Source organism: Streptomyces sp. yr375, from assembly GCF_900110755.1.
Classification (GTDB): Bacteria; Actinomycetota; Actinomycetes; order Streptomycetales; family Streptomycetaceae; genus Streptomyces.
Genome location: NZ_FOFF01000011.1, coordinates 57,959 through 82,113, shown reverse-complemented (window position 1 = coordinate 82,113; position 24,155 = coordinate 57,959). Strand labels below are relative to the sequence as shown.

Below are 24,155 nucleotides of genomic sequence, written 5' to 3'. Positions count from 1 at the left end.
GGTCACGGTGCCGACGGCCGTTGCTCGGTGGGCGGTTGGGCCGTCGTCGGGAGCCATACGCGCATCGTCGAGGGGCCGCAGTTCGCCCAGGAGTGGTAGGGGACCAGGGTGATGCCGGTGCGCTCGGCGGTGGGTGCGGTGGGCTGATCGAAGGGCTGGTAGGGCCATGGGGAGTCGGCCGATTCCCCCTGTGTGGCGGCGAGTTCGCCGGGGGCTACGACGGTGTCGTCCGGCCCGTCCTGGGGCTCGGCGGACGGATCCACTCGTACGACGTCGATGTCCCGTTGGTCAGGCAGGTCCACGGACTCGGCGCAGTAGACCAGCGGGCCGCGCTGGACGGCGACGGTGCCGCGTACGGCGTCGATGCGCGGGTCGGGCGCGATCCAGCGCGGTGCCATGGGCAGTTCGAGGCGTATCTCGTCGCCGGGGCGGAAGCGGCGGGTGAGCGTGGCCGTGCCCGGGGCGACGGTACGGCGTACGCCGTCCGGGTCGACCAGGCGGGTCGTGGCGCCCTCGGTCCAGGCGGGGACGCGCAGCGACAGGGTCCACGGGTGGTCCGAGGGCGACCGGTCGACGTGCACGGTCACGGTTCCGTCCGACGGGTAGTCGGTCCGCACGCGCAGGGCGATGCCGGCGGTGGTGATCTCCGCGTCGGCGTACTGGTGCAGTTGGATGCCGTGGTCGTCGGCCGTCGCCAGGTAGGCGGGGAGCAGGGCCAGGGTGCGGGCCACGTTGGTGGGGCAGCAGGACACCGCGAACCAGGGGGCACGCAGGCTCGATTCGGCGCGCGGGCTGTCGGTGTCGGCGGGCGCTGCGGTGCCGCGGCGGCGCCGGTGCAGGGTGTTGGCGTAGAAGAAGGCGCGGCCGTCGTCGGACGGCGAGGTCGCGACGACGTTGAACAGGGTCCGCTCGGCCAGGTCGGCGAAGCGCGGCTCGCCGGTGGCGAGGAGCAGCCGCCAGCTCAGCATCACGGAGGCGACGCCCGCGCAGGTCTCCGAGTAGGCGCGGTCCGGCGGCAGGACGAAGTCGTCGCCGAAGGACTCGTCCCGGTGGTGCGAGCCCATGCCGCCGGTCAGGTAGGTGCGGCGGGCGACCGTCGTCTCCCACTGCCGTACGACCGCGGCGAGCAGTTCGTCGTCGCCGGTCTCCACGGCCACGTCGACGGCGCCGGCGGCGAGGTAGAGGGCGCGGACGGCGTGGCCGCGCAGCACGTCGGCGGTCCGGACGGGGACGTCGTCCTGGTAGTAGGCGCGGCCGAACTCGATCTCGGCGAGGGTGCCGTGGCCGCGCCGGTCGACGAACAGTCGGGCCTGGTCGAGGTAGCGCTGCTCCCCTGTCGCTCTGGCGAGTTCGACCAGGGCGGTCTCGATCTCCGGGTGGCCGCAGACGCGTTCGATGCCGCCGGGGCCGAAGGCGGCGCACACGTGGTCGGCGGCCCGCCGGGCGATCTTCGCCAACTCGCCCTCGCCGCGGGCGCGGGTCTGGGCCACGCCCGCTTGGATCAAGTGGCCGTAGCAGTACAGCTCGTGGCCCCATTCGAGGTCGCTGTAGCGGGGCTGCTGGCCGGGGCGGCCGAAGGCGGTGTTGAGGTAGCCGTCGGGTTCCTGGGCGGGGGCGATCGTCTCGGTGAGTGCGGCGATCCGCTGGTCGAGGGCGGTGCCGTCGCCGTGGCCGGCCTCCCAGGCCATCGCTTCGAGCAGTTTGTAGACGTCGGAGTCGGCGAACTCGCGGCCCCGCCGGTCGCGGTGGATCCGGCCCTGCGCCGCGGCGCGGAAGTTGCCGATCCAGCCGACGCGTTCCATCCAGTCCCGGCAGTGGTCGAGTGTCGCGGTCGCGTTGACGTGTCGGCGGCGGGCCCAGAAGCCTCCGGTGATGCGGACCTCGTCGAGACCGAGTGGCCGCAGCCGTCCCCGGGTCGGCGCCACCGGCAGGACGGCTGACCGCGTCATGTTCTCCCTCACCAGTTCATGCCTTCGGTTCGTCCTCTCGGTCGGCCGTTCGGGTCATGGCGTGCGGAGTGTCCACGGTGGTGCCTCAGCCCTTGAGCGCGCCCGACATGAAGCCCCGTACGTAGTGCCGTTGCAGCAGCAGGAAGAGCAGGAGGCAGGGGACGGCGAGGACCACCACCCCGGCTTCGGTGGCGCCGTAGTCGACGGCGCCCATGCTCTGCTGCCGCAGGTTGGCGACGGCCAGCGGCAGGGGCGCTTTCTCGCTGTCGGAGATGAGGATCAGCGGCGCGATGAAGTCGTTCCAGGCGGCGAGGAACGCGAAGAGCCCCACCGTGATCAGCCCCGGCCGCACCGCCGGCAGGAGGACGCGGCGCAGCGCGCCCGCCGTGCCGCAGCCGTCGACGAGCGCCGACTCCTCCAGTTCGCGCGGGACCGCCTCGAAGGAGATCCGCATCATGAAGGTGGCGAAGGGGAGTTGGAACATCGCCAGCACCAGGGTCAGCCCCAGCAGCGAGTTCTGCAGATGGAGCCGGCCGAGCAGGACGTAGAGCGGGATGAGGAGGGTGGCGTACGGGACCATGAGGATGGCCAGGGTCAGCAGGAACAGCAGGTTCTTGCCGGGGAAGTCGAAGCGGGCGAAGGCGTAGCCGCCGAGCAGGGAGACCCCCAGGGTCAGCGCGACGGTGAGCGCGGCGACGACCGTGCTGTTGCCGAGGTAGCGCCACAGGCCGGCGTCGTAGTCGAGCAGCGTGCGGTAGTTGCCCAGGCCGTAGCCGGACTGCTGCGCCGTGCCCGGTTGTGCGCTGACCGAGGCCCAGGCGTTCCACAGCAGGGGGAAGAGGAAGATGACGGCCAGTCCGCCGGCGACGACGTAGTAGGGCGTCCGGCCGAGGGCTCGGGTGAGCACCGGTGTCTCCTTTCGCTAGCGGGTCGGGGGTCGCGAGCGGGTCAGGACTCGTCGGTGCGGCGCAGGCCGCGGAACTGTGCGGCGTTGAGCAGGAGCAGCGCGGCCAGTACGACGATCGACAGGGCTGCCGCGGTGCCGAGGTTCAGCCGCTGGAACGCCTCGCGGTAGATCAACTGCACGACGGTGACGGTGCTGTTGTCCGGTCCGCCCTTGGTGAGGACGAAGAACTGGTCGAAGGCGAGCAGCGATCCGGTGACGCAGAGCAGGAGGGACAGCGCGAGGGACGGACGCAGCAGCGGGAGGGTGATGGAGCGGAAGATCTGGCCGCGGCTCGCGCCGTCCATCCGGGCCGCCTCGTACACCTCGTGCGGGATGCGCTGGAGGCCGACGAGCAGGATCAGCATGTAGAAACCGGCGAACTTCCACACGACGAGGAACACCGTCGACAGCAGGGCGGAGTTCGGTGTGCCGAGGAAGGACACCGGGTCGTCGACCAGGCCGAGTCTCTCCAGGGCGCTGCTGAGCGGGCCGGTGGTGGGGCTGTACAGGCCCCAGAAGAGGAGCGAGGCGGAGGCCAGGCCGAGGGCGCCGGGCAGGAAGTAGACCGTACGGAAGAACCCTGCGCCGGGGCGGGACTCCTGCACGAGCAGGGCGAGGAGGAGCGCGAGGCCCAGGAGGGCGACCGTGACGATCACGGTGTAGAGGAGCGTGAAGCGGACGGACGGCCAGAACAGGGGGCTGTCGGTGACGTCGGTGTAGTTCTCGGGGGCGTTGCCGCCCCTGTCGCCCGCGAGGAGCGGCCAGTCGCTGAGCGACATCTGCCCGACGAGGAGGAGCGGCAGCAGGAAGAAGACGGCGACGAACACGGCCGTGGGCGCGGCGTACCCGAGGCCCTGGAGCGTGCGGGAGTGCCGGCGGGGCGCGGACCTGCGGGGTCGGCGGGCCCGGCGCGCTGCCGGGGTCCGGGGACGCGTGCGGGTCCGGGTCCGGGTCCCGTGCTCGGCGGTCGCCCGGTCGGGGGCCTTCACCTGCATGGCTCTCCTCTGCCGGGTGCGGTGGGAGGGGTCGTGCCGGGGCCGTGCCGTTCTCTGTCGTGTCGCGTGGGTCAGTCGGTCAGTGAGGCGGTGACGGCCTTGTTGTCCTTGTCGACGGATGTGCCGTCGCCGAAGACGGCGTCGCGCATCAGGGACAGCCAGGGGCCGTTGGGGTCGTTGAAGGTCTGGCCGAACTTCAGCGCGTACGGGGTACGGCCGTCCGCCACCAGTTGGTTGATCATGACCAGGCGCGGGTCGGCGGCGGAGTACTTGTTGGCCGCGAGGTCGGTGCGCGCCACGACGTCCTTGTGGGCGGCGACCACGTTGACCTGGGCGTCGTCGCCGAGGGACCAGGCGAGGAAGTTCCAGGCCTGGTCGGCCTTCCGGCTGGTGGCGGCGATGCCGATGGCGTCCCCGCCGACGAAGGTGGACCTGCCGCCGTCGGGTCCGGGGATGGGCGCGACGCCGAGGTCCAGGTTCTTGGGCATCAGGCCCAGGGTCGTCGACGGCATGGGCATGACGCCGACCTTGCCCTTGGGGAAGACACCGGTCCAGGTCGTGCCGGTCTCGTCACGCGCGCCGGGGGCGACGATGCCGTCCTTCACCCAGCCGCGGTAGGTGTCGTAGACCTTCTTCGCGGTGGCGGAGTCGAGCTGAGCCTCGGTTCCCTCCTGGTTGAGCACGTCCGCTCCCCCGGCCCAGATGGACGGCCACCAGGTGAAGACGCCGCAGCCGCCGCAGTTGCCGCCGAAGTAGGTGCCGTCGACGCCGCCGCCCAGCGCGTCCACGGCGCGGGCCTGCCGGTCCCAGTCGGCGAGGGTGGCGGGCGGCTTCGCGGGGTCGAGTTTCGCCCGCCGGTAGAGCTCCTTGTTGTAGAAGAGCACCGACAGATCGAGGGTGTGCGGGACGACGTACTTCCTGCCCTCGTAGGTGCCGGCCTTGATGTGCGACCGGGCCAGCTTGTCGGCGAAGGGCAGGGCGTCGATGCGCCGGGTGAGGTCGGCGAAGAGGCCGCTGGTGGTGTAGTTCGGCACGAACACCACGTCCGAGGCGAACAGGTCGGGGAGGTCCTTCGAGCCGGCGGCGGCACCGACCTTGGCCTGGTAGTCGTCGGTCGGGATGACGGTCAGCGCGATCTTGTTCTTGTGGTGGGCGTTGTAGGCCTTGACCAGTGCCTCGCTCTGCGGCCGGGTCGCGGCGCGCGTCCACATCGTCAGCGTGCTGCCGTCGTCGGCGCCCTTGGCGTCCCCCGCCTTGCCGCCGCTGCCCCCGCTGCCCGCGCCGCCGTCCCCCGACCCGCAGGCCGTGACCAGGCTCGCGGCGGCGAGGAGCGCGACGACGCCGGTGGCGAACCGGCGGACGGGTCCACGTGGTCCGGTCGTGCTCCCCATGACGATCCCCCTGGGTGTGGATGGAACGGAAAGGAGCCGAAAAGGCTTTCTGAAAGCTAGGACCCGGCTGACTGCCCGTCAATCCCCTTGCAGGGAACGGTTGTACGAGACGTGGGGGTCGCCGTACACGCGCTGCCGAAACCTGTGAAATCCTCCTGGACCCGCCCGCACCGAAACATGTCGCGTACGGTTTACGCACGCGACGCGCGACAGGAGAACACCCATGACACCGGCCGTCGGCCCCTCTCGTTCGCAGCCCACCACACTCAGCGACGTCGCCCGGCTGGCCGGCGTGTCCATCGCGACCGCGTCCAAGGCCCTCAACGGCCGCAGTCAGGTGCGCGCCGAGACCCGGCAGCGGGTGATCGAGGCCGCCGAGCGGCTGGCCTTCCGGCCGAACCAGCTCGCCCGCGGGCTGCTCGTCGGGCGGTCGGGCACCGTCGGTCTGCTCACCAGCGACCTGGAGGGCCGGTTCAGCATCCCGATCCTCATGGGCGCGGAGGACGCCTTCGGGGCGGGCGAGGTCGCGGTCTTCCTGTGCGACGCCCGCGGCGACGCGATCCGCGAACAGCACCATGTGCGGGCGCTGTTGGGCCGCCAGGTCGACGGTCTCATCGTGGTAGGCAGCCGGACCGACCCGCGCCCGCCGCTGGGCCGCACGCTGCCCGTGCCCGTGGTCTACGCGTACGCCCCGTCGGAGGATCCGGCGGATCTGTCCATCGTCCCGGACAGCGTCGACGCCGGCCGGATCGCGGTGGAACACCTCCTGGCCTGCGGCCGCACCCGGATCGCGCACATCACCGGCGACCCCGGGTACGCGGCGGCCCACGACCGGGCCGAGGGCGCTCGGGCCGCGCTCGCCGACGCCGGTCTCAGCCCGGTCGGCGAACCACGGTTCGGGGCCTGGTCGGAGGGGTGGGGGCGGGCGGCGACCGCGCTGCTGCTCGACCGGCACCCGGACGTCGACGCCGTGCTGTGCGGCAGCGACCAGATCGCCCGGGGCGTGATGGACGTCCTGCGCGAGCGCGGGCTCCGGGTGCCGGAGGACGTGGCGGTCATGGGCTTCGACAACTGGCAGGTCCTGACCGCCTCTTCGCGCCCGCCGCTGACCAGCGTCGACATGAACCTCGAAGAGGTCGGCCGGGCGGCGGCCCACGCCCTGTTCACCGCGATCGGCGGGGCCCGGCGCTCGGGGATCGAGACGGTGCGCTGCCGCGTGGTCATCAGGGGATCGACGGCCCCGCTGTCCTGAGCGGTGCCGTCCGGACGTCGCGGTTCGGCGAACTCGGTTATCGGCGCACTGTCTTGACACTTCGTCAGCTCACTCCTACGTTGCGAAAACCTTTCAGGTGAGTTTCCTCGAATGCATGTCAGGTGCATGATGCAGGCTCCATGACCCAGGTTGCATGACACCGCCCGCTTCCCGTCAACCGGAGAGGGAGCACCCCCCATGAAGCGCCTCCTCGTCGCCCTCGTGCTCATCCTCTGTTCCGTCTGTTCCGTGAACCCGGCCGCCGCCGCGCAGACCATCGGGTTCCCCAGTTTCAACGGGCCCGCGATCCCGGCCCCGCCCGTCGCCTACACGCCGGGCGACATGATGCGGAGCATCTACGACTCCGAGAGTTCGGGGACCGATTTCTGGATGGACCGGCTGCTCGCCCGTTCCGGTGACGATCCCGCCGGGCCCTGGCTGATGAGCCGTGGGCGCGCGCTGTTCATGAAGGAGCACGACCCCTCCAAGCTCGGGTTCGCGGGCAAGGTCGCGTACTGGGAGAGCATCAGCGACAACAGCGCCTACACCGTCGCGATCACCCCGGGCACCTTCACCGAGCAGGTCGGCCAGCGCTGGCAGGCCCCCAGTTACTGGAGGAGCGTGCACTCCAGCGGCTCGGTCGCGGTCACCCAGACCAAGTTCGTCACCGAGAACAACGTGGCCGTGACCAACCTGTCGATCAAGAACAACGGCAGCGCCGCCACCACGTTGCAGTTGCGGGCGACCTCGCCGTACGCCACCTCGGGCACCGGCAGTGAGCTGACCGGGCAGGTGAACGCCTACAACAACCTCACCACCATCCGGCCGAGGTTCACCGGCGACGGATTCACGGTGTCGAGCGGCGGCCTCAACCGGTCCGTCACCGTCGCCGCCGGGGCCACGGTGACCGCCAAGCTGGTGATGGGCTTCGTCACCGACGAGATCCCCGAGTCGCTCAGCGAGTACAACGCGTACGCGGGCTACTCGAACGCGACCGCCTTCGCGACGCACGTGCGCGCCTACAACCTGTGGTGGGCGCAGAACGTGCCCTACATCGACGTACCCGAAGGCGCGATCAAGAAGAACATCTACTACCGCTGGTGGCTGATGCGCTTCAACAACCTGGACGCCGACATCCCCGGGCAGACCTTCCAGTTCCCGACGTCGACCGAGGGCGTCCTCGGCTACAACAACGCGATCGCTCTCACCCAGCCGATGCACATCGACGACCTCAAGTACCTGCGCAACCCGGCCTACGCGTACGGCGACTGGCTGAGCGTCGGCCAGATCTCCAAGGGCGGACGGTTCCTCGACAACCCCGGTGACCCGGAGAACTGGTCGAACAGTTACACCCAGTACATCGCCGAGGCGGCCTGGCGGAGCTACCAGATCCACGGCGGGCAGCCGGCCATCGCCGGGAACCTCGCCCACTACGCCGAGGGCGACGTCAAGGGCCAACTCGCCTACTACGACCACGACAACAACAAGCTCATCGAGTACGACTGGGGCGCGCTGACGGGCAACGACGCCGACGCGGTGTCCTTCCACTGGAAGCCCGGCAACATGGACCGCGCCGAGTCCGCCTACCAGTACAGCGGCGCGCTCGCCGCCGCGCAGGCGTACGACGCGGTCGGCAACACGGCCAAGGCGGCCGAGATGCGCACGCTGGCGACGCAGATCAAGGACGCCATCGTCAACGTCCTGTGGAATCCGAACCATCAACTGTTCGAGCACCGGCTGAAGTCGACCAACGAGTGGGTGCCCTGGAAGGAGATCAACAACTACTACCCGTTCTCGGTCGGGGCGGTCCCCAACACAGCCACGTACAAGCAGGCGCTGCGGCTGTTCGACGACCCGGCGCAGTACCCGGTCTTCCCCTTCTACACGGCCGACCAGGCCGACAAGAAGGCAGCGGCCGACGCCGGGAACCCCGGCTCCAACAACTTCTCCACGATCAACTCCACCGTCCAGTTCCGGCTCTACTCCTCGGTGTTGCGCAACTACCCCAACTCCTGGATGACCGCGACCGACTACAAGAAGCTGCTCTACTGGAACACCTGGGCGCAGTACGTCGGCGGCAACACCCAGTGGCCCGACGCCAACGAGTTCTGGGCCGACTGGAACGGCAGCTCCATCGACTACCGGTCCTGGATCCACCACAACATCCTGGGCAGCAGCAACTGGACGGTCATCGAGGACGTCGCCGGTCTGCGCCCCCGCAACGACGCCAAGGTCGAACTCTCCCCGATCGACATCGGCTGGGACCACTTCACCGTCAACAACCTGCGCTACCGCAACGCCGACCTGAGCATCGTGTGGGACGACCCGGCCGACGGCGTGGTGCGCTACCCGGGCGTCCCCGAGGGCTACTCGATCTACGTCAACGGCAGCCGGGCCGCGACCGTCGACTCGTTGGTGCCGTTCACCTGGGACCCGGCGACCGGGGACGTGACCACGAACGGCACGGTCACCTACCACACGGCCGTCGCCGGCCTCCAGGCTCCCAACCAGGTCGTGCAGAGCAGCCCCCGGATGGTCGACATGCTCGCCAAGGCGGGCGTCGACCTGACCGGCACGCCCACCAACCTCGCTGCCGGGGCGACGACTTCGGCGTCGTACACCGGATCCGGCAGCAGCACCGCCGGCGCGGTCGACGGGTATCCCACCAACGAGCCGTTCTGGGGCGCGGGCGGGTCCCCCAACAGCCAGGACTGGTACGAGCTGAACTTCGGGGCCGCCCGCACCCTGAACGAGATGCGCCTGTACTTCAAGGACAGCCGGCCGGCGAGCACCACCTACCGCGCGCCGTCCGCCTACACCATCCAGTACTACGACGGCAGTTCCTGGGTGACCGTGCCGGGACAGTCCAGGAGCCCGGCCGTGCCGCGGGCCAACTACAACGTGGTGCAGTTCCCCGCGCTCACCGCCCAGCGCGTGCGGATCCTGGCCACCAACGCCGCCGGGGCCAAGACGGGCCTCACCGAGGTCAAGGCGTTCAACCGGGGCGGGGTCCAGCCGCCCGCGCCACCGGCCAACCTCGCGGCGTCGGCGACGCCGTCGGCGTCGTACACCTCCTCCTGGGAGAGCGTCGCCGCCGTCAACGACGGGATCGACCCGCCGTCGTCCAACGACACGGTCAACCCGCGCTGGGGCACCTGGCCGCAGACCGGCCAGCAGTGGGCCGAGCTGACCTGGCCGACGGCGCAGACCCTGAACAAGGCCGAGGTGTACTTCTTCGACGACGACGACGGCATCGACATGCCGGCCTCCTGGAAGCTCCAGTACTGGAACGGCAGCGCGTACGTCGACGTGCCCGGCGCGAGCGGCTATCCGCTGGTCAAGAACCAGTACAACGCCGTCACCTTCACCGCCACGAGCACCACCCGGCTCCGGATGCTGCTCACCGGCAACGGCACCAACTCCGTCGGCCTCCTCGAAGCAAAGGTGTACGGACCGTGACCCGTTCCCGATGCCTGTCCGCGCTCATCGCCCTGTTCACCGTGGCGGTCGCCTTCCTGGTGGTGCCGCCCGCCTCCGCCGCCGTCGCGTTCACCTCGACCGGGGTCAACCAGAACGGCGGCAACTGCCTCGACCTGCCCGGGAGTTCATCGACCGACGGCACCCGACTGCGGGCCTTCGCCTGCTCGTCGGGCGCGAACCAGAACTTCGGCTACACCCTGCTCTCCGGCACCAGTGACACGTACACCATCACCACGCAGTCCGGTCAGTGCGTGGACGTCTACGGCGCGTCCACGGCGGACGACGCGGCGATCATCCAGTGGCCGTGCCACGGCGGTACGAACCAGCAGTGGCGGCTGGTCGCGGTGGCGGTCGGCGGCACCGACAGGACGTTCAACCTGGTCTCCGTGAGCTCGGGCAAGTGCGTTGCGCCGAGCGGCGGTTCGTCGGCGTCGAACACGAACCTGGTGCAACTGCCGTGCGCCGCCGCGAACGGCAGGGTGTGGCGGCTGCCCGCATTCACCGGCGGTGGCGGCACCAGCCCGCACACCTTCACCAACCCGCTCTCCCAGCACGGCCCCGACCCCTGGCTGACGTACTACGACGGGTACTACTACCTGGCCACGACCACCTGGAACTCGACGATCACCATGCGCAAGGCGAGCACGCTCGCCGGGCTCGCCACGGCCGCCGACCAGGTGATCTTCAACCTCACCCGGCCCAACGGCGCGGGCACGATGTGGGCGCCGGAGTTCCACCTGCTCGACGGCCCGAACGGCAAGCGCTGGTACTTCTACTACACGGCCGGCCGGGAGCCGTACGACCTGGGCACCCAGCGGATCCATGTCCTGGAGAGCGCGGGCCTGGACCCGATGGGGCCCTACACCTTCAAGGCCGACCTGCTCGACCCGACGCAGGACAACACATGGGAGCTGGACCCGGGCATCCTGCAACTCGACGGCCGGCTCTACCTGTTGGGCACCTTCTACAACGGCTCGCAGCCGATGTTCATCCGGCCGCTGTCGAACCCGTGGACGGCGAGCGGCACCCGCCGGGTGCTGTCCACGCCGACCTACAACTGGGAGACGGTGGGCGGCGCGGTGAACGAGGGCGCCGAAGTGCTCCAGCACGGCGGCAAGACGTTCATCGTGTACTCGGCGAGCCACTGCTCCACACCCGACTACAAGTTGGGGATGCTGACGTACAACGGGGGCGACCCGCTCAACGCGTCGTCCTGGGTCAAGTCCCCGAACCCGGTCTTCCAGCGGTCCGACGCCAACGGCGTGTACGGCCCCGGCCACAACGGGTTCTTCAAGTCGCCCGACGGGACCGAGGACTGGATCGTCTACCACGCCAACAACTCCGCGAACGGCGGCTGCGACATGAACCGCACGACGAGGGCGCAGAAGTTCACCTGGAACGCCGACGGCACACCGAACTTCGGCACCCCGGTGGCCCTGGGCGTCACCCTGACGGCACCGTCCGGGGAACAGCCGGCCGCCCGGTGAAGGCGGCGAGGCCGTCCTTCAGGCCCTGGCGGAACACGGACCGCTGTTCCTCCGGCATGTCGAGCAGCAGCCGGTCCTCCAGCGCCAGCACCGCCGGTTCGCACGCCGCGAGGAGTTCCTCGCCCTCCCCGGTGAGCCGGGCTTCCATGATCCGCCGGTTGCCCGGGGCGTGGGCGCGCTCGAGCAGTCCACGCTGCTCCAGCGAGCACACGATCTCGTGCATCGTCTGGGGTCGGACGAAGGAGCGGCGCGCCAACTGGGCGGAGGAGAGCCCGCGTCGGTGCTGGAGCACGGCCAGGGTCGTGTACTGGACAGTCGTGAGCCCGTACGGCCGCAGTGCCTCGTCCATGAAGGAGCGGATGGCCAGTTCGAGTTGCTTGACGAGATAGATCGTCAGCGGGCCCTGGTGACCTTCGGGGCCCGCACCCGCATACCTGCCCGGACCCGGATCCCGATCGGCTTCCTCCGCCATCGTGCGCACCTCTTCGGTCGTCCAGGTCACATCGGCGTGCCACGGTACCCCACCGGACATGGGGCGGCCACGGATCCGGGCCGACGCCCTGTCCCCACGGCCAACGATCAGCGGAGGGACTCGAGTTCGCCCCCGAGCGGGATGTCCGTGAAGGCGCCGTTGTCGACGACGACCGGTTCGACGTCGAACCCGCTGCGGGACCCGGCCTTGCGCCACTGCGCCATGACCAGCGGCTCCGTGGACACGTTCTTCACCGGCCCGGACGTGAAGTCCAGCGGCCCGGCGACGGTGGTGAGCTTGGCCTTGCCGAGGGCGGCGGCCAGTTCCGCCCGGTCCTTGGGGTCGGAGGTCGTCTTCAGCACATGGAGCGCGACCTCGAAGAGCGCCATGTTGGACCCCAGGATCTGGGTCCACTGACTGTGCGTCGACTGCTCGTAGTCGTCGGCCAGTTGCTGTGCGGTCTGGCCGGTGAGCGTGGAGGTGTACGGGAACGTGGGCGACCACCAGAAGCCTGCGCTGAGACCGTATCCGAGGGGGCCGAGCGCCTCTATCTGGGAGGGGACGAGGCCGGTCTTCGCGAGGGTCGCGATCCGCGGCCGGTAGCCCTGCTGCCGGGCCTGCTGCCAGAACGCGGTGAAGTCGCCAGGCAGCGGGAAGGAGTTGAAGATCTCAGCGTCCCCCCGCTTGAACTCCTCGATCTGCGCCGAGAAGTCGCTCGTCCCGTCCTGGTACGCCCCCGGGTCGACGATCTCGAACCCGCTCTTCTTCAGCTCCGGCCCGAGCCCCTGCCGGATCGCCTTGCCGTCGGGGTCGTCGGGCCACAGCACGCCGACCTGCCGGTTGTTCGCCACCCCGCCCTTCGTCCACAGCGAGGTGTACGCGGCCTTGATCTCCGCGACGCCCAGGAAGAAGTGGTACGTGTAAGTGAACGGCTTCTCGGGGGTGGCGCCGCGGCCGAAGAACCAGGTCTCCCACGGCACGGCGGTCGACAGACACGGCACCTTGGCCGCCTCGCACACGTCGGCGACGGGGTTGACCGTCTCCGGTGTGGCGGTGGCGAGCATCAGATCGATCTTCTTGTCGTTAATCAGATCGGTCGCGACCTGCGCGGCGGTCTGCGGATCCGACTGGCTGTCGCGGTCGAGGATCGCGACCGAGTACTGCTTGCCGCCGATCCTCAGCCCGTCCTTCACGGCGGTGCGCAGCTTCCTCAGCAGGAACACGTTCGGCTCGCCGAAGCCCGCGGCCGAGCCCGTGCTGGGCGAGACATAGCCGATCCGCAGCCTGGAGCCGCTCTGCGCCGAGGACTCCCCGACAAGGCCGCAGCCGGCCAGCAGACCGCTCGCGGAGACCAGACCGGCGGCCCCGGCCACCCCCCGAAGGAGGGTCCTTCGGGGCAGGTCGGCGTTCGCGGGTGTGCACGTCGTTGTGCGCATGGAGGTCTCCGGACACGTCGAAAGAGCGGAACCGAGGGCGCTGGAACACCCTGCCCGATATCAGGAACCCTGATGATGACCATGATGATGCACACGGTTACGCGGGATGACAAGAGGTTGCCGTGCCGGCCGGGACGTTCCTCACCTTGCTCCGCCGGACAAAACACATCGGCGGGGCGTCGGTGTGACGCCCCGCCGATGTGCGGCGCCGGCTACCGGGCGCCCGTGTTGTCGTCCGTCAGCGCAGTGCGGTGAGGAACGGTGCGAGGGTGCGGGTCAGGGTGTTGTGCGGGGTGTCCGCGAACAGCGGGTCGAGGTGGGTCATCCCGTTGTCCGTCTCGTACGTGCCGTAGGGGATACGGGAGTTGGTGACGACATCGCGCGCGCCCGAGACGATGGTGCCCTTGGCGTAGCTCGTCTGGAAAGCGTAGAGCGGGGTGTCCAGGGCCTCGGCGTGCCACAGCCGCAGACCGAGCGAGCGGGCCAGGTCGGTGTCCACGTAGGGGTCGGCGACGTCGAGGTCCACCGACAGCCGGGACGGCCAGTACCACTCCCACACGGCGGGCTGCGGGCCGCCCGCGTAGGCCGCGGCGACCCGGCTCATGGGGGTGATGCCGGTGTCGACCCAGCCGCGCACCCCGTCGGCGTCGGCGTCCGCGAGGTGTCCCGAGTGCACGCTGATGTCGTTCGGCCAGCCGAATCCGACGTCCACCAGGGTGCCCAGCAGGCCGGCGTTGGTGAGCGGGGACGACGGTCGCAGGGCGTCGGGCAGCCGGGGCTGGAGGACGGAGCGGCCGGCCGGGTCGTGGTGCGCGTACCAGCCCGCGAGCTGGTACCAGATCTGGGTGCTCTCCGCCCGGGAGCCCAGTCCGACGCCGCTCAGGGTCATGTCGAAGACGGCTCCGCCGTCGATGGCCGCGAGCCGCTCCCGCACCTGCTCGGGCGAGTCGCTCACCGGCTGGCCGGTTCCCTTGAACGCGCCGCGCACGCCGCCGTCGACCACGACGAGGGCCGCGAGGTCGCGGTATCCGGGGCGGCCGTCGAAGTCCCAGGCCGCGTAGGTCATCGCGGTGGTGGCGCCCCAGGAGTGCCCGCCGAGCACGACCCGGCGACGGCCACCGCAGGCGGCCATCCGTACAACGGTGTCCAGGTCGTCCAGGGTGCGGGCCAGGCCCCAGCCCGCCGTGTAGGCGGCGGCAGTTGGGTCCTGGGAACGGTAGTGGCCGTCCAGGTAGTACCCGGCCGGGTCCGGTGTGGCGAATCCGGTGCGGTCGGCGAGGTTCTCCTCACGCCGGTCGAAGGCCCACACCTGCACGCCGGGCACGGCCGCGACGAGGTCCCGGGCCAGCAGCCGGAAGTCGCCGGCGGCCCCGAACATGCCGGGGACCAGCACCAGGACCGTGTGCGCCGTGTCGGGGCCGATCTTGAGCACATGGACCCGGTCCGTCCCGGCCGGGCCTCCTCCCGCGCCCACCGCCACGGGAACGTACGGCTCCGGACCGACGGCTCCCCGCCGACTCCCGGCCCCGGCAGTCTTCGTAGCAGCGGTAGCGGCCGTGGCGGCTGTAGCGGTTGTGGCGGCCGGGCCGGTCAGGGCGGTGGTCAGGGCGAGGCCGCCGACCGTGCCGCCCAGCAACGCTCTGCGTGACAGACCCCGCGTCATGACGCACACCCGCCCACGCGCCGGGTGCTCAGCGCCACGTCGTCCATGCGGACGTCGTAGGAGGAGGGGGTGGGTCCCGACTGGTAGAGCTGCCAGCCGAGCTTCAGCTTGTCGAAGCGGGGGAAGACGAAGTCGTCGGCCGTGCCGCCGTGGTTCTTCGTGGAGACCGTCAACTCGGGCCGCTCGACGCCGTCCTGGTAGACGGTGACGCGGTTGTCGGTCGCGTCGAGGTGGAATTCGACGCAGCTCCAGGTGCCTGCGGCGGCGGGGGCGGAGGTCTGCCACGCGGTCCAGTCACCGGTGGGGCCGAGGTCGGAGCCGACGCCCCAGAAGTTGCCCTGCGAGGTGGGGGCGTACTGGCCGCCCAACGGGCGTACCAGCGTGGGGGCGTCGGAGCCGGAGGCCTCGGCGATGGTCCAGTGCGCCCAGTCGGGGGCGGTGGGGAACTGGTCCACGCGCAGTCGCAGCCGGGCCCAGAAGCTGTTGCCTGCGGGCGCGTGGTCGAGGTCGGAGAGGACAAGGAAGGCGCGGCCGTTACCTTCGGTGCGCAGCCGCAGTTCACGGCCGTGGCCGGTGGTGCTGGGTTCGACGGTCAGCGAACCGTTCGCGGTGTCGGTGGTCCAGCCGCGGCCGGCGGTGACCGGGCCGAGCGGGAGCCGGTCGAAGCTCTCTCTGACGAGGGTTCCCTGCGGGAGGGGCGTCGCCGAGGCGGTGGGGGGTATCGCGAGCAGCACGGCTGACGAGGCCAGCAGCGCCGCGGCGATCTTCCGCATGCGTGTCATGGACACAGTGTGCAACATCCGTCACAGTGGTCACACACACTGCCCCCCTCCCAACGGTCAGCCGGAAAACGCCTGTTGGGGTACGGCCTGGCCGGGAACGGCGGAGCCGGGGACCCCGGGGCCGGTGGTGGCCGGCTTGCGGATCAGGAGCAGCGCCGCGTCGTCGTGCAGCCGGCCGCCGACATGCGTGAGCAGTTCGTCGTGGATCGCGTCGAGGGTGCGGGCCGGTTCGTCGGAGAGGTGGCGGGCCAGGCCCTCGACGAGCGGGTAGAACGCGCGGTCGCGGTCGCGGGCCTCGATGACGCCGTCCGTGTAGAGCAGCAGTTGGTCTCCGTCGGCGAAGGGCAGCACCTGGAGGCTGGGCGTCTGGTCGGTCAGGGCGCGCAGGCCGAGGGGCGGCGCCGGGTGGGTGGCCTCCATCGCGGTGACGGTGCCGGACGCGCCGATGAGCAGGGGCGGGGCGTGGCCGCAGTTCACCACTTCCAGTTCGCCGGGGCGCGGGTGTCCGGCGACCACGGCGGTGACGAAGTCGTCGGCGCCCAGGTTGCGGGCGAGGCTGCGCTCGATGCGGTCGACGACGGCGAGGAGGTCGGGCTCGTCGTACGCCGCCTCGCGGAAGACGCCGAGCACGAGCGCGGCGGTCCCCACGGCCGGCAGGCCCTTGCCGCGCACATCGCCGACGATCAGCCGTACGCCGTACGGGGTGGGCACCAGGGCGTAGAGGTCTCCGCCGATCCGGGCCTCCGCGGCGGCGGCGCTGTAGCGGACGGCCACCTCGAACGGGCCGACCGTGGCCGGCACCGGCCTGAGCAGCGCGTGCTGGGCGGCCTCGGCGACCGACCGGACGGCCGCGAGGACCCGCTCGCGGCGCGTGCGCAGCGCGCCGGCCAGGGCACTCGCCAGGGTGACGGCGACCAGGGCGGCCAGGACGGCCGCCACCTCGCGGCCGGGCGCGCCGTCCCGGGTGCCGAGTGTCACGCCGAGGGCCGCGGCGAGAACGCCGACGCACACGACGCCGCGCGGGCCGTTGGTGGTGGCGGCGAGCGCGGGCCCGGCCGCCAGCAGGGGCAGCCAGATCATCCCCGCGCCGCCGACGAGATCGACGAGCACGACGACGAAGACGATCAGGACGGGCAGGAACGGCAGGAGCGGCGCGAGAGGGTTCGCCACTCGGTGTCCGAGGCGGGACAGCCGCGTCGGGCTGTGCTCGCCGGCGTGGTTCCGGTCGTTCCGGGCCTGACTCATGCTTCGTACGCAGTCCTCACCTGTACGCCGGGACGGCCTGCACACCGGCCACTCCCGAAATGTCCGTTTCATCTAGGAAACGGGATCGGACCGGGTGCTCACAAGAAGCAGGTTTTCAGATAGTGAACGATCAGGTGGTGAGCGAAAGACCCCTGGTCACGCGGTTCGCGGTCGGGATCAGCCGGGTGAGGATCTCCTCAAGCCCGGGCAGCCGGTCCGCCGACAGGGACACGCCGAGCGAGCCGAGGGTGTCGCCGCTGTAGACGGGTACGGCGACACAGACCGTGCCGAGGGCGTACTCCTCCAGGTCGGTGACGGCCGGGGCGACGGGGGAGGCGTCCAGTCGCCGCAGCAGTTCGGGGGCGCTGGTGATGGTCCTCGGGGTGAGGTCGGCGAGGTGGTGCCGGGAGAGGTAGTCGTTGCGGGCGTCGTCGTCCAGTTCCCGCAGCACGGACTTGCCGAGGGCGGTGGCGTGTCCCGCGTCCTCGAACCCGACCCACAGGTCGACGCGGGGCGCCCGGGGGCCGTCGACGATCTCGGCGACCCTGATCTCGCCCTCCTCGTAGAAGGTGAGGTAGGCGGCGGTCGCGAACTCGTCGCGGAGCGCGGCGAGCGTGGGGCGGACCCGGCTGAGCAGGGCCTGCGCCCGGCCCTCGGTGCGCAGCGACTGCACCTTGTCCCCGAGCACGAACCCGCCGTCCGGCAGTTTCCGCAGGTAGCCGTCGTGGACGAGGGTCCGCAGCAGGTGGTAGGCGGTGGCCAGGGGCAGACCCGTCTCACGTGCCAGCAGTTTCGCCGGCGCGCCGTTCTCGTGCGCGCTCGCCGCCTCCAGCAGCCGGAAGGCCCGCTGCACGGAGGTGATGAGCGTGGGTCCGTCCCGCTCACCCATACGACCAGCCTGCGCCAGACATACGGCGGAGGCAAGGCGCGGGGGCGCTGCGCCGCCCGGGAGGGCGGGGTCGGTGGGGGTCGGTGCCCGGTCGGGGGTGGCACCGCCCGTGGGGGTCGGTGCCCGGTCGGGGGTGGCACCGCCCGTGGCGAGGCAGGCGAACACGGTGACGCGGCCGGGCCGCGTCACCGCAGCGCGTGTGTCAGGCCGTGGTGAACGCCGTGCGCAGGGTGGTGACGGCGAGGTTGATCGCGGCTTCGGCGGCGTGGGTCTCACGCAGGGCGTTGAGCATCACGAAGTCGTGGATGACGCCCTGGAAGCGCACGGCGGTGACGGGGACCCCGGCCGCGCGCAGCTTGTTGGCGTACGCCTCGCCCTCGTCCCGCAGGACGTCCGCCTCGCCCGTGACGACCAGGGCCGGGGGCAGGCCGGTGAGCTGCTCGGTGGTCGCGCGCAGCGGGGACGCGGTGATCTGGGCGCGCTCGGCCTCGTCGGTCGTGTACTGGTCCCAGAACCACTGCATACCGTCGCGGCGCAGGAAGTAGCCCGTGGCGAACCGGTGGTAGGACGGGGTGTCGAAGGCCGCGTCCGTCACCGGGTAGAACAGCACCTGCTGCACCAGCGGGACACCCCCGCGTTCCTTGGCCATCAACGTCAGCGCGGCGGTCATGTTGCCGCCGACGGAGTCGCCGGCGACCGCGATGCGGGTGGCGTCCAGACCCTTGGGCGCGCCCTCCTCGACGATCCACCGGGCCACCGCGAAGTTCTGCTCGATCGCCACCGGGTAGCGCGCCTCGGGCGACAGGTCGTACTCCGGGAACACCACCGCCGCCCCCGCGCCGACGGCCAGTTCCCGCACCAGCCGGTCATGCGTGTGCGCGTTGCCGAACACCCAGCCCGCACCGTGGATGTACAGGACCACCGGCAGGACGCCCTCCGCGCCGGCCGGCTTCACGATCCGGGCCCGGACGCTCCCTGTCGGACCACCGGCCACGGTGACCCACTCCTCGTCGACCGCCGGCAGGGCGATCTCGCCCGACTGCGCCTCGTCCACCGCCTTGCGGCCCTCCGCCGGCGGCAGATCGAAGAGGAACGGCGGGTTCGCGGTGGCCTCGGCGAAGGACTGCGCTGCGGGCTCGAGGACGGGGCGGGCGGCGGGAGTGGTGTCGGTCATGGCGAGCTCCTCGGTTCGGGTACCGCGGGCAGTTCCGACGGTAGTCCTCGTCCGGAACGGCGGCACATCCACAACAGTAGCGCCCAATTGAGTCGTGCACAACCAATTAGGGCAGGACTTCTTCATGCTCGATCGATTAGTGGGCGATAGAATCGGGAGGACTTGAACGATAGAGTGGTGGTTTCCCGTGACCAGCGCAGCAACCAGGAGCCATGCCGTGGACCGAGCCGCCGAACCGACCGACCGGTCGCTGCTCCTGGACGACCAGCTCTGCTTCGCCCTGTATGCCGCCTCCCGGGCCGTGACCGCCCGCTACCGGCCGCTGCTGGAGGAGCTCGGCCTGACCTACCCGCAGTACCTCGTCATGCTGGTGCTGTGGGAGCAGGACTCGATCTCCGTACGCGAGCTGGGTACCGCGCTCCAGCTGGAATCCAGCACCCTCTCCCCCCTGCTCAAGCGCCTGGAGGTGAACGGCCTGCTGCGCCGCGAACGCCGCCCCGACGACGAGCGCTCCGTGGCCCTCCGCCTCACCGACGCCGGCGCGGGGCTCCGCGAGCGGGCCGGCACGGTCCCCCTCGCGATCGGCGACGCCATGGGGCTCACCCCCGAACAGGACGCACTGGCCAAGCAGCTCCTCAGGCTGGTCACGGCGAACGTCACCGACGCCTGACGAGAGCGCGCGCCGCCGGTCGGCGGGCCAGGCCGGGCCGCGTCAGGTCAGCTCCGCCGCGACCAGCTCGGCCGCCCTCGCCACCAGCGGGTTGTCCGAGGGGCCTTCGGAAGCGTGTTTGGTCGACAGGACGGCCAGCACGAGGGGTGCCCGGCCGGGAGGCCAGACGATGCCCACGTCGTTGGCGACCCCGTACGCCTGTCCGCCCCCGGTCTTGTCGGCGAGTACCCAGTCGGCGGGCAGGCCGGCGCGGAAGCGCTCGGTGTTGGTGGTGTTGGCGATCATCCAACCGGTCAGGCGTGTCCGGTCCGCGGGTGGCAGGGCCCGGCCGAGCACGAGCCGCGCGAAGGTCCGTCCGATCGCTCGCGGGCTCGTGAGGTCGGTCGTCCGCCACGGTTCCGCCGAGTTGAGCTCGGGTTCCCACCGGTCGAGGCGGGTCGTCGCGTCCCCGAGCGAGCGGGCGAACCGGGTGACCGCGGCCGGTCCGCCCAGCTCCCGCATCAGGAGGTTGGCCGCCCCGTTGTCACTGTGGGAGAGGGCTGCGGCGCACAGCTCCTCGACGGTCATACCGCCCGCGACATGCTCGTCCGTGCCCGTGATCGGCGCGTACCCCGAGGCCGTGACGTAGTCCTTCGTGTAGTGGATCCGCTCGGCGAGGTACTCACCGGCCTGGTCGAGATCCCGTAGGACCGCCGAGACGGCGAGCGCCTTGAAGACCGAGCAGAGGGGGAATCGCTCGTCCGCGCGGTAGGCCAGGGTCCGGCCCGAGCCGGTGTCGTGGGCGAAGATCCCCAGACGCGCGGAGTGCTCCCGCTCCAGGTCGCCGAACCGCCCCGAGATTCCCGCCGCCCCGGTCGCACCGGAAGCCGAGGCGTGCGCCGCTCCCGGCAGGGCGGCCACGAGTGCCGCTGCGGCGCCGAGGCCCAGCACCGCACGGCGGCCCGGGTGGGGCGCTGCGGTTGACGGCGTGGCCGAAGCCGTGGTTGACGCCGTGGTCGTCGGGTCGGCCTTGTCCGTCCGGTACATCCGGTCCATCCTCCTGCTTTTCCCGCGTTTCTGCGTTCCTGTGGTCGTGATCCGGTTGCCCGGCCACCGGGTCACGCAACTTCCTTCCCTACCCGGTAACTTGACGCGCCATCATATAGTTGCGACGGCGCGTGGTGATCCTTTGTCCCCCGCCGCGCGGACGAACCCCACTGGAAAGGCACGACCCTGCGGAACGAACCGCACAGCCGCACCGACGACGCGCCTGCCGCCCGGCCCTCGCCCCGCCGGTCCGCGTTCTCCCCCGCGGCCGACGTCATCGGCTCGGAACTCGATCTGCGGATGACCGGCAGCCATGTCGTGCACGCGCTGACCCCCGGGTTCTGCGAAGCGGCCTCCGTGTACGTGCTGGAGCGCTGGCGCGTCGCGGAGAACGCGCATCCCTGCGCGGACCCGCCCCGGATCGAGGCGCGCCGCATCGCGCTGCGCGTCGGACCGGACGCGTTCGAGGACTGGGAGGGCGTGCTGCCGGTCGGCGAGGTGATCGCCTTCCCGCGGGAGACGCCCCACGCCCGTGCGCTCGCCACCGGCCAGGTTCAGGTGCTCGACTCGATGGACCCGCACACCTCGGAGCGGCTCATCGGCTCCGGAGACGGGCACGGCGACGGCGACGCGCGCCTCGGGGACCTCCTGCGCGTGGCGTCCTACCTCGTCGTGCCACTGCGGCTGCGGGACGTGGCGATCGGCTTCGTCACCTGCACACGCGGGGCGGGCCGGGTGCCCTTCACGCCCGCGGACGCGGCGGCCGTGGCGGCGCTGGCCGCGCGGGCGGCCGTCGCCCTGGACAACGGGCGCCGTTACGAGCGTGAGCGGCGCACCGCGCTGGCCATCCGCAACAGTCTGCCGCCCGGTACGGCCCAGGAGTTCGGGGGGTGCCGCACCGCGCACGGCTGTCTGCCGGCCGGGCAGGGCAACCTCGTCGGCGGTGACTGGTTCGACGTGCTGAAACGGCCGGGTGACCGGGTCAGTCTGATCGTCGGGGACGCCATGGGACACGGCCCGGAGTCCGCCGTCGCGATGATCCAACTGCGCACCGCGGTACGAACGTTGGCAGGGCTGGACATCCCGGCGGCCGACCTCATAGGACAGCTCGACACGCTCGCCGGGGACTCCCCCGGGGTCTCCTTCGCGACCTGCATCTACGCCGAGTGGGACGCCCGGCGGCGCACCTGCACCCTGGTGGGGGCGGGCCATCCGCCGCCGCTGCTGCGCGGCCCGGACGGCCGGACGGCCCCGGTCACGCTGACCGGGGCGGGACTGCCCCTCGGGCTCGGCACGGGCGGCTACCAGGAGACGGTGCTGTCCGTGCCGGATCCGGCCCTGCTGGTCCTCTACAGCGACGGCCTGGTGGAGTCCCGCGACGCCGACATCGACCAGGAGATCTCCCGGCTCGCGCGCACCCTGGACGCGGCCGCCGCCGTAGAGCCCATGGACGGCGACGGCCACGACGCGCTGCCGTCCCTGTGCCGCCGGCTGCTGCACGATCCTTCGGGCGCGGCCGGAGCGGACGACCGCACGCTATTGCTGGCCGAACTGACGCCCGCCGGCTGCTGAGTTCGGCCGAATGCCGCACCCTTTCAGACTGCCTTCAGGCCGTTGGTTCAGGCGGTCGGTTCAGGCCGTCAGGGTCACCCACACCGCGTTGCCTCCGGTCAGTCGGGACCGGTCGACCCCCCAGGCCTCGGCGAGCTGCTCCACCAGGAGCAGGCCGCGGCCGCCCTCGTCGTCCGGTCCGGGCTCGCAGCGGGGCAGGCCGCGGCCCGTGCGGTCGTGGTCGTGCACCTCCAGGCGAAGGCACTCGTCCGTGACGAGCCCGACACCGCACAGGAACCGGGTGCCGAGCGTGTGCCGTACGGCGTTGGTGGCCAGCTCCGACACGAGCAGGACGGCGTCCGCGCACAGCTCGCCCGGCAGCCCCCACGCGTCCAGCCGCGCGCTCATGGAGCGGCGGGCCAGCGAGACGCTGGAGCGGTGGGCCGGGAGTTCGAGCCAGTGCGTCCGCTCGGGGCTCCAGGTGTCTAAGGGCTGGGGGGACGAAAGCGTGTGGGGGGACACGGTGGTCGCCTTCCGTGGGGGGCGGGAGCAGCCAGAGGCCGGGGAAGGTGAGTAAGGGGCCCACGAGGAGGAGGTGTTCCGGTCGGGCCGCTCTGCGCCGTGAACGCCTGGTTCCTCCAACTCCTGCGGGGATGGCGGAGCATGACGGGGGAACGCTTGTGTTCGGCTGGCGCGGTTCACAGAAGTAACTATGCTCGCACCCAAGTTCAAGCTGCAACCAACTGCCTGATAATTTCATCACGCCGGTATCGGACTGTTCGCGTCATCAAGTCGCTGTCAGACTCGGAGCGGTGACAGTCCTTCAGGAGGTAGGGGCGTGAGCGAAGGCCGTTCGGGCACAGTCGGCAGCAGTGCGCCCACTGTGCTGCGCATGATCCTGGGCCGGCGGCTCCAGGAGCGGCGGCAGAACGCGGGCGTGTCGCTGGAGGACGCGGCCAGGGCCCTGCGGGTGACGTCCCTGACCGTCCGCCGTCTGGAGAAGGCCGAGGTCGGCCTCAAGCCGCTGTACGTGGAGATCCTGCTCGCGCTGTACGGGGCCGACGGGCAGGAGATCGAGGAGTTCGTCGCCCTCGCCGAGCGGGCCAACGAGCCCGGCTGGTGGCACCCGTACCGCGATGTCCTGCCGGGCTGGTTCAGCGCCTACGTCAGTCTGGAGACCGCGGCCAGGACGCTGCGCACCTACGAACCGCACTACGTCACGGGGCTGTTGCAGACGCCCCGGTACGCGCGCGAAGTCCTCGGCGGGGGCTTCCCCGACGACCAGGACGAGGATCTGCGGCGGCGCGTGGACCTGCGGCTGCGCCGCCAGAGCCTGCTGGCGAGGGCCGAGGCGCCCACGCTGTGGGTGGTGCTGGAGGAGGCCGTGCTGCACCGGGTGGTGGGCTGCGCCGAGGTGATGCGGGAGCAGATCGACCGGCTGCTGGAGGTCTCGGAGCTGGCGCATGTGAGCGTCGACGTCGTGCCGTTCGCGGCCGGCGCCCATGTGGGCGCGTGCGCCCCGTTCACCTACTTCCGGTTCGAGGAACCGGAGTTGCCCGACATCGTCTACACCGAGATCCTCTCCGGTGCCGTGTACCTGGACCAGCGCTCCGACGTCGCGGCGCACCTGGAGGCGCACAACCGCATGTCCCTGCTGACCTCGGACACGGACAGCAGGTCACTCCTGAACCGTATGCGCAAGGAGTACTCATGACCGGCATGGACGGCAGCCACGACATCGACAGCC

The 24,155-nt window shown here is 71.0% G+C and carries 19 protein-coding genes; 6 read left to right on the top strand and 13 right to left on the bottom strand.

Annotated features, from left to right (window positions below; all coding sequences use genetic code 11):
* Positions 1-2: 2 nt before the first annotated feature.
* From BMZ82_RS14440 to BMZ82_RS14425, 4 genes are all read right to left on the bottom strand, one after another.
* Positions 3-1,949, bottom strand: coding sequence for a glycoside hydrolase family 127 protein (locus BMZ82_RS14440; protein ID WP_093775587.1), 1,947 nt, complete (start codon positions 1,947-1,949; stop codon positions 3-5).
* An 85-nt stretch (positions 1,950-2,034) separates the two neighbouring features.
* A complete protein-coding gene (locus tag BMZ82_RS14435; RefSeq protein WP_093775585.1) occupies positions 2,035-2,856 on the bottom strand; it encodes a carbohydrate ABC transporter permease in 822 nt (273 codons plus the stop codon).
* Between the two features lie 41 nt (positions 2,857-2,897).
* Positions 2,898-3,890 (bottom strand): carbohydrate ABC transporter permease, encoded by a 993-nt coding sequence (locus BMZ82_RS14430; RefSeq protein WP_093775583.1) that lies wholly within the window; start codon positions 3,888-3,890, stop codon positions 2,898-2,900.
* A gap of 71 nt (positions 3,891-3,961) precedes the next feature.
* Positions 3,962-5,281 carry an ABC transporter substrate-binding protein gene (locus BMZ82_RS14425; RefSeq protein WP_093775581.1) on the bottom strand — a complete coding sequence of 440 codons (1,320 nt, stop codon included), beginning with the start codon at positions 5,279-5,281 and terminating at the stop codon, positions 3,962-3,964.
* A 223-nt stretch (positions 5,282-5,504) separates the two neighbouring features.
* Between BMZ82_RS14425 and BMZ82_RS14420 the strand changes: the two genes are divergently transcribed.
* From BMZ82_RS14420 to BMZ82_RS14410, 3 genes are all read left to right on the top strand, one after another.
* On the top strand, positions 5,505-6,533 hold the full coding sequence (locus BMZ82_RS14420; protein WP_093775579.1) for a LacI family DNA-binding transcriptional regulator: 1,029 nt from the start codon (positions 5,505-5,507) through the stop codon (positions 6,531-6,533).
* Positions 6,534-6,731: 198 nt separating this feature from the next.
* Complete coding sequence (locus tag BMZ82_RS14415) at positions 6,732-9,992, top strand: discoidin domain-containing protein (RefSeq protein ID WP_093775577.1); 3,261 nt, start codon at positions 6,732-6,734, stop codon at positions 9,990-9,992.
* Positions 9,989-11,500: a family 43 glycosylhydrolase gene (locus BMZ82_RS14410; RefSeq protein WP_093775575.1), complete on the top strand. Its 1,512-nt coding sequence runs from the start codon at positions 9,989-9,991 to the stop codon at positions 11,498-11,500. Before BMZ82_RS14415 ends, BMZ82_RS14410 begins: the two co-directional genes overlap by 4 nt.
* Here the strand turns inward: BMZ82_RS14410 and BMZ82_RS14405 are convergent.
* From BMZ82_RS14405 to BMZ82_RS14375, 7 genes are all read right to left on the bottom strand, one after another.
* Positions 11,457-12,002 carry a MarR family winged helix-turn-helix transcriptional regulator gene (locus tag BMZ82_RS14405; protein ID WP_256251906.1) on the bottom strand — a complete coding sequence of 182 codons (546 nt, stop codon included), beginning with the start codon at positions 12,000-12,002 and terminating at the stop codon, positions 11,457-11,459. The two genes, BMZ82_RS14410 and BMZ82_RS14405, sit on opposite strands and share 44 nt — an antisense overlap.
* Positions 12,003-12,079: 77 nt before the next feature.
* The gene (locus BMZ82_RS14400; protein WP_093775573.1) at positions 12,080-13,408 is read right to left on the bottom strand and encodes an ABC transporter substrate-binding protein; all 1,329 of its coding nucleotides are present in this window, start codon (positions 13,406-13,408) and stop codon (positions 12,080-12,082) included.
* A 238-nt stretch (positions 13,409-13,646) separates the two neighbouring features.
* Complete coding sequence (locus tag BMZ82_RS14395; protein ID WP_093775571.1) at positions 13,647-15,071, bottom strand: alpha/beta hydrolase; 1,425 nt, start codon at positions 15,069-15,071, stop codon at positions 13,647-13,649.
* Complete coding sequence (locus tag BMZ82_RS14390) at positions 15,068-15,853, bottom strand: LamG domain-containing protein (protein WP_093775569.1); 786 nt, start codon at positions 15,851-15,853, stop codon at positions 15,068-15,070. Before BMZ82_RS14390 ends, BMZ82_RS14395 begins: the two co-directional genes overlap by 4 nt.
* Before the next feature lie 57 nt (positions 15,854-15,910).
* Positions 15,911-17,098, bottom strand: coding sequence for a PP2C family protein-serine/threonine phosphatase (locus BMZ82_RS14385; protein ID WP_093775567.1), 1,188 nt, complete (start codon positions 17,096-17,098; stop codon positions 15,911-15,913).
* A 130-nt stretch (positions 17,099-17,228) separates the two neighbouring features.
* Positions 17,229-17,987, bottom strand: a complete 759-nt coding sequence (locus BMZ82_RS14380; RefSeq protein ID WP_093775565.1) for an IclR family transcriptional regulator — start codon at positions 17,985-17,987, stop codon at positions 17,229-17,231.
* A gap of 202 nt (positions 17,988-18,189) precedes the next feature.
* The gene (locus BMZ82_RS14375) at positions 18,190-19,161 is read right to left on the bottom strand and encodes an alpha/beta hydrolase (protein ID WP_093775563.1); all 972 of its coding nucleotides are present in this window, start codon (positions 19,159-19,161) and stop codon (positions 18,190-18,192) included.
* Positions 19,162-19,378: 217 nt separating this feature from the next.
* Here BMZ82_RS14375 and BMZ82_RS14370 point away from each other — a divergent pair, with 217 nt between their 5' ends.
* Positions 19,379-19,831 (top strand): MarR family winged helix-turn-helix transcriptional regulator, encoded by a 453-nt coding sequence (locus tag BMZ82_RS14370; protein WP_218159029.1) that lies wholly within the window; start codon positions 19,379-19,381, stop codon positions 19,829-19,831.
* A gap of 42 nt (positions 19,832-19,873) precedes the next feature.
* On the opposite strand, the gene bla is transcribed toward BMZ82_RS14370, so the two are convergent.
* Positions 19,874-20,857 (bottom strand): class A beta-lactamase, encoded by a 984-nt coding sequence (gene bla, locus BMZ82_RS14365; protein WP_093775724.1) that lies wholly within the window; start codon positions 20,855-20,857, stop codon positions 19,874-19,876.
* A 300-nt stretch (positions 20,858-21,157) separates the two neighbouring features.
* Here bla and BMZ82_RS14360 point away from each other — a divergent pair, with 300 nt between their 5' ends.
* Entirely contained in the window at positions 21,158-22,429 is a 1,272-nt protein-coding gene (locus BMZ82_RS14360) for a PP2C family protein-serine/threonine phosphatase (RefSeq protein ID WP_093775561.1), read from the top strand.
* Between the two features lie 60 nt (positions 22,430-22,489).
* On the opposite strand, the gene BMZ82_RS14355 is transcribed toward BMZ82_RS14360, so the two are convergent.
* Complete coding sequence (locus BMZ82_RS14355; RefSeq protein ID WP_093775559.1) at positions 22,490-22,930, bottom strand: ATP-binding protein; 441 nt, start codon at positions 22,928-22,930, stop codon at positions 22,490-22,492.
* A gap of 316 nt (positions 22,931-23,246) precedes the next feature.
* On the opposite strand from BMZ82_RS14355, the gene BMZ82_RS14350 reads away from it, so the two are divergent.
* Positions 23,247-24,122 carry a helix-turn-helix domain-containing protein gene (locus BMZ82_RS14350; RefSeq protein WP_093775557.1) on the top strand — a complete coding sequence of 292 codons (876 nt, stop codon included), beginning with the start codon at positions 23,247-23,249 and terminating at the stop codon, positions 24,120-24,122.
* Positions 24,123-24,155: the final 33 nt, after the last annotated feature.

What these genes read in the sequence shown, in the direction of transcription:
- BMZ82_RS14395 (WP_093775571.1), bottom strand. Translation starts at nt 15,071, where the DNA reads ATGACGCGGGGTCTGTCACGCAGAGCGTTGCTGGGCGGCACGGTCGGC.
- BMZ82_RS14400 (WP_093775573.1), bottom strand. Translation starts at nt 13,408, where the DNA reads ATGCGCACAACGACGTGCACACCCGCGAACGCCGACCTGCCCCGAAGG.
- BMZ82_RS14385 (WP_093775567.1), bottom strand. Translation starts at nt 17,098, where the DNA reads ATGAGTCAGGCCCGGAACGACCGGAACCACGCCGGCGAGCACAGCCCG.
- BMZ82_RS14390 (WP_093775569.1), bottom strand. Translation starts at nt 15,853, where the DNA reads ATGACACGCATGCGGAAGATCGCCGCGGCGCTGCTGGCCTCGTCAGCC.
- BMZ82_RS14425 (WP_093775581.1), bottom strand. Translation starts at nt 5,281, where the DNA reads ATGGGGAGCACGACCGGACCACGTGGACCCGTCCGCCGGTTCGCCACC.
- BMZ82_RS14375 (WP_093775563.1), bottom strand. Translation starts at nt 19,161, where the DNA reads ATGACCGACACCACTCCCGCCGCCCGCCCCGTCCTCGAGCCCGCAGCG.
- BMZ82_RS14380 (WP_093775565.1), bottom strand. Translation starts at nt 17,987, where the DNA reads ATGGGTGAGCGGGACGGACCCACGCTCATCACCTCCGTGCAGCGGGCC.
- BMZ82_RS14430 (WP_093775583.1), bottom strand. Translation starts at nt 3,890, where the DNA reads ATGCAGGTGAAGGCCCCCGACCGGGCGACCGCCGAGCACGGGACCCGG.
- BMZ82_RS14440 (WP_093775587.1), bottom strand. Translation starts at nt 1,949, where the DNA reads ATGACGCGGTCAGCCGTCCTGCCGGTGGCGCCGACCCGGGGACGGCTG.
- BMZ82_RS14360 (WP_093775561.1), top strand. Translation starts at nt 21,158, where the DNA reads ATGACCGGCAGCCATGTCGTGCACGCGCTGACCCCCGGGTTCTGCGAA.
- BMZ82_RS14415 (WP_093775577.1), top strand. Translation starts at nt 6,732, where the DNA reads ATGAAGCGCCTCCTCGTCGCCCTCGTGCTCATCCTCTGTTCCGTCTGT.
- bla (WP_093775724.1), bottom strand. Translation starts at nt 20,857, where the DNA reads ATGTACCGGACGGACAAGGCCGACCCGACGACCACGGCGTCAACCACG.
- BMZ82_RS14420 (WP_093775579.1), top strand. Translation starts at nt 5,505, where the DNA reads ATGACACCGGCCGTCGGCCCCTCTCGTTCGCAGCCCACCACACTCAGC.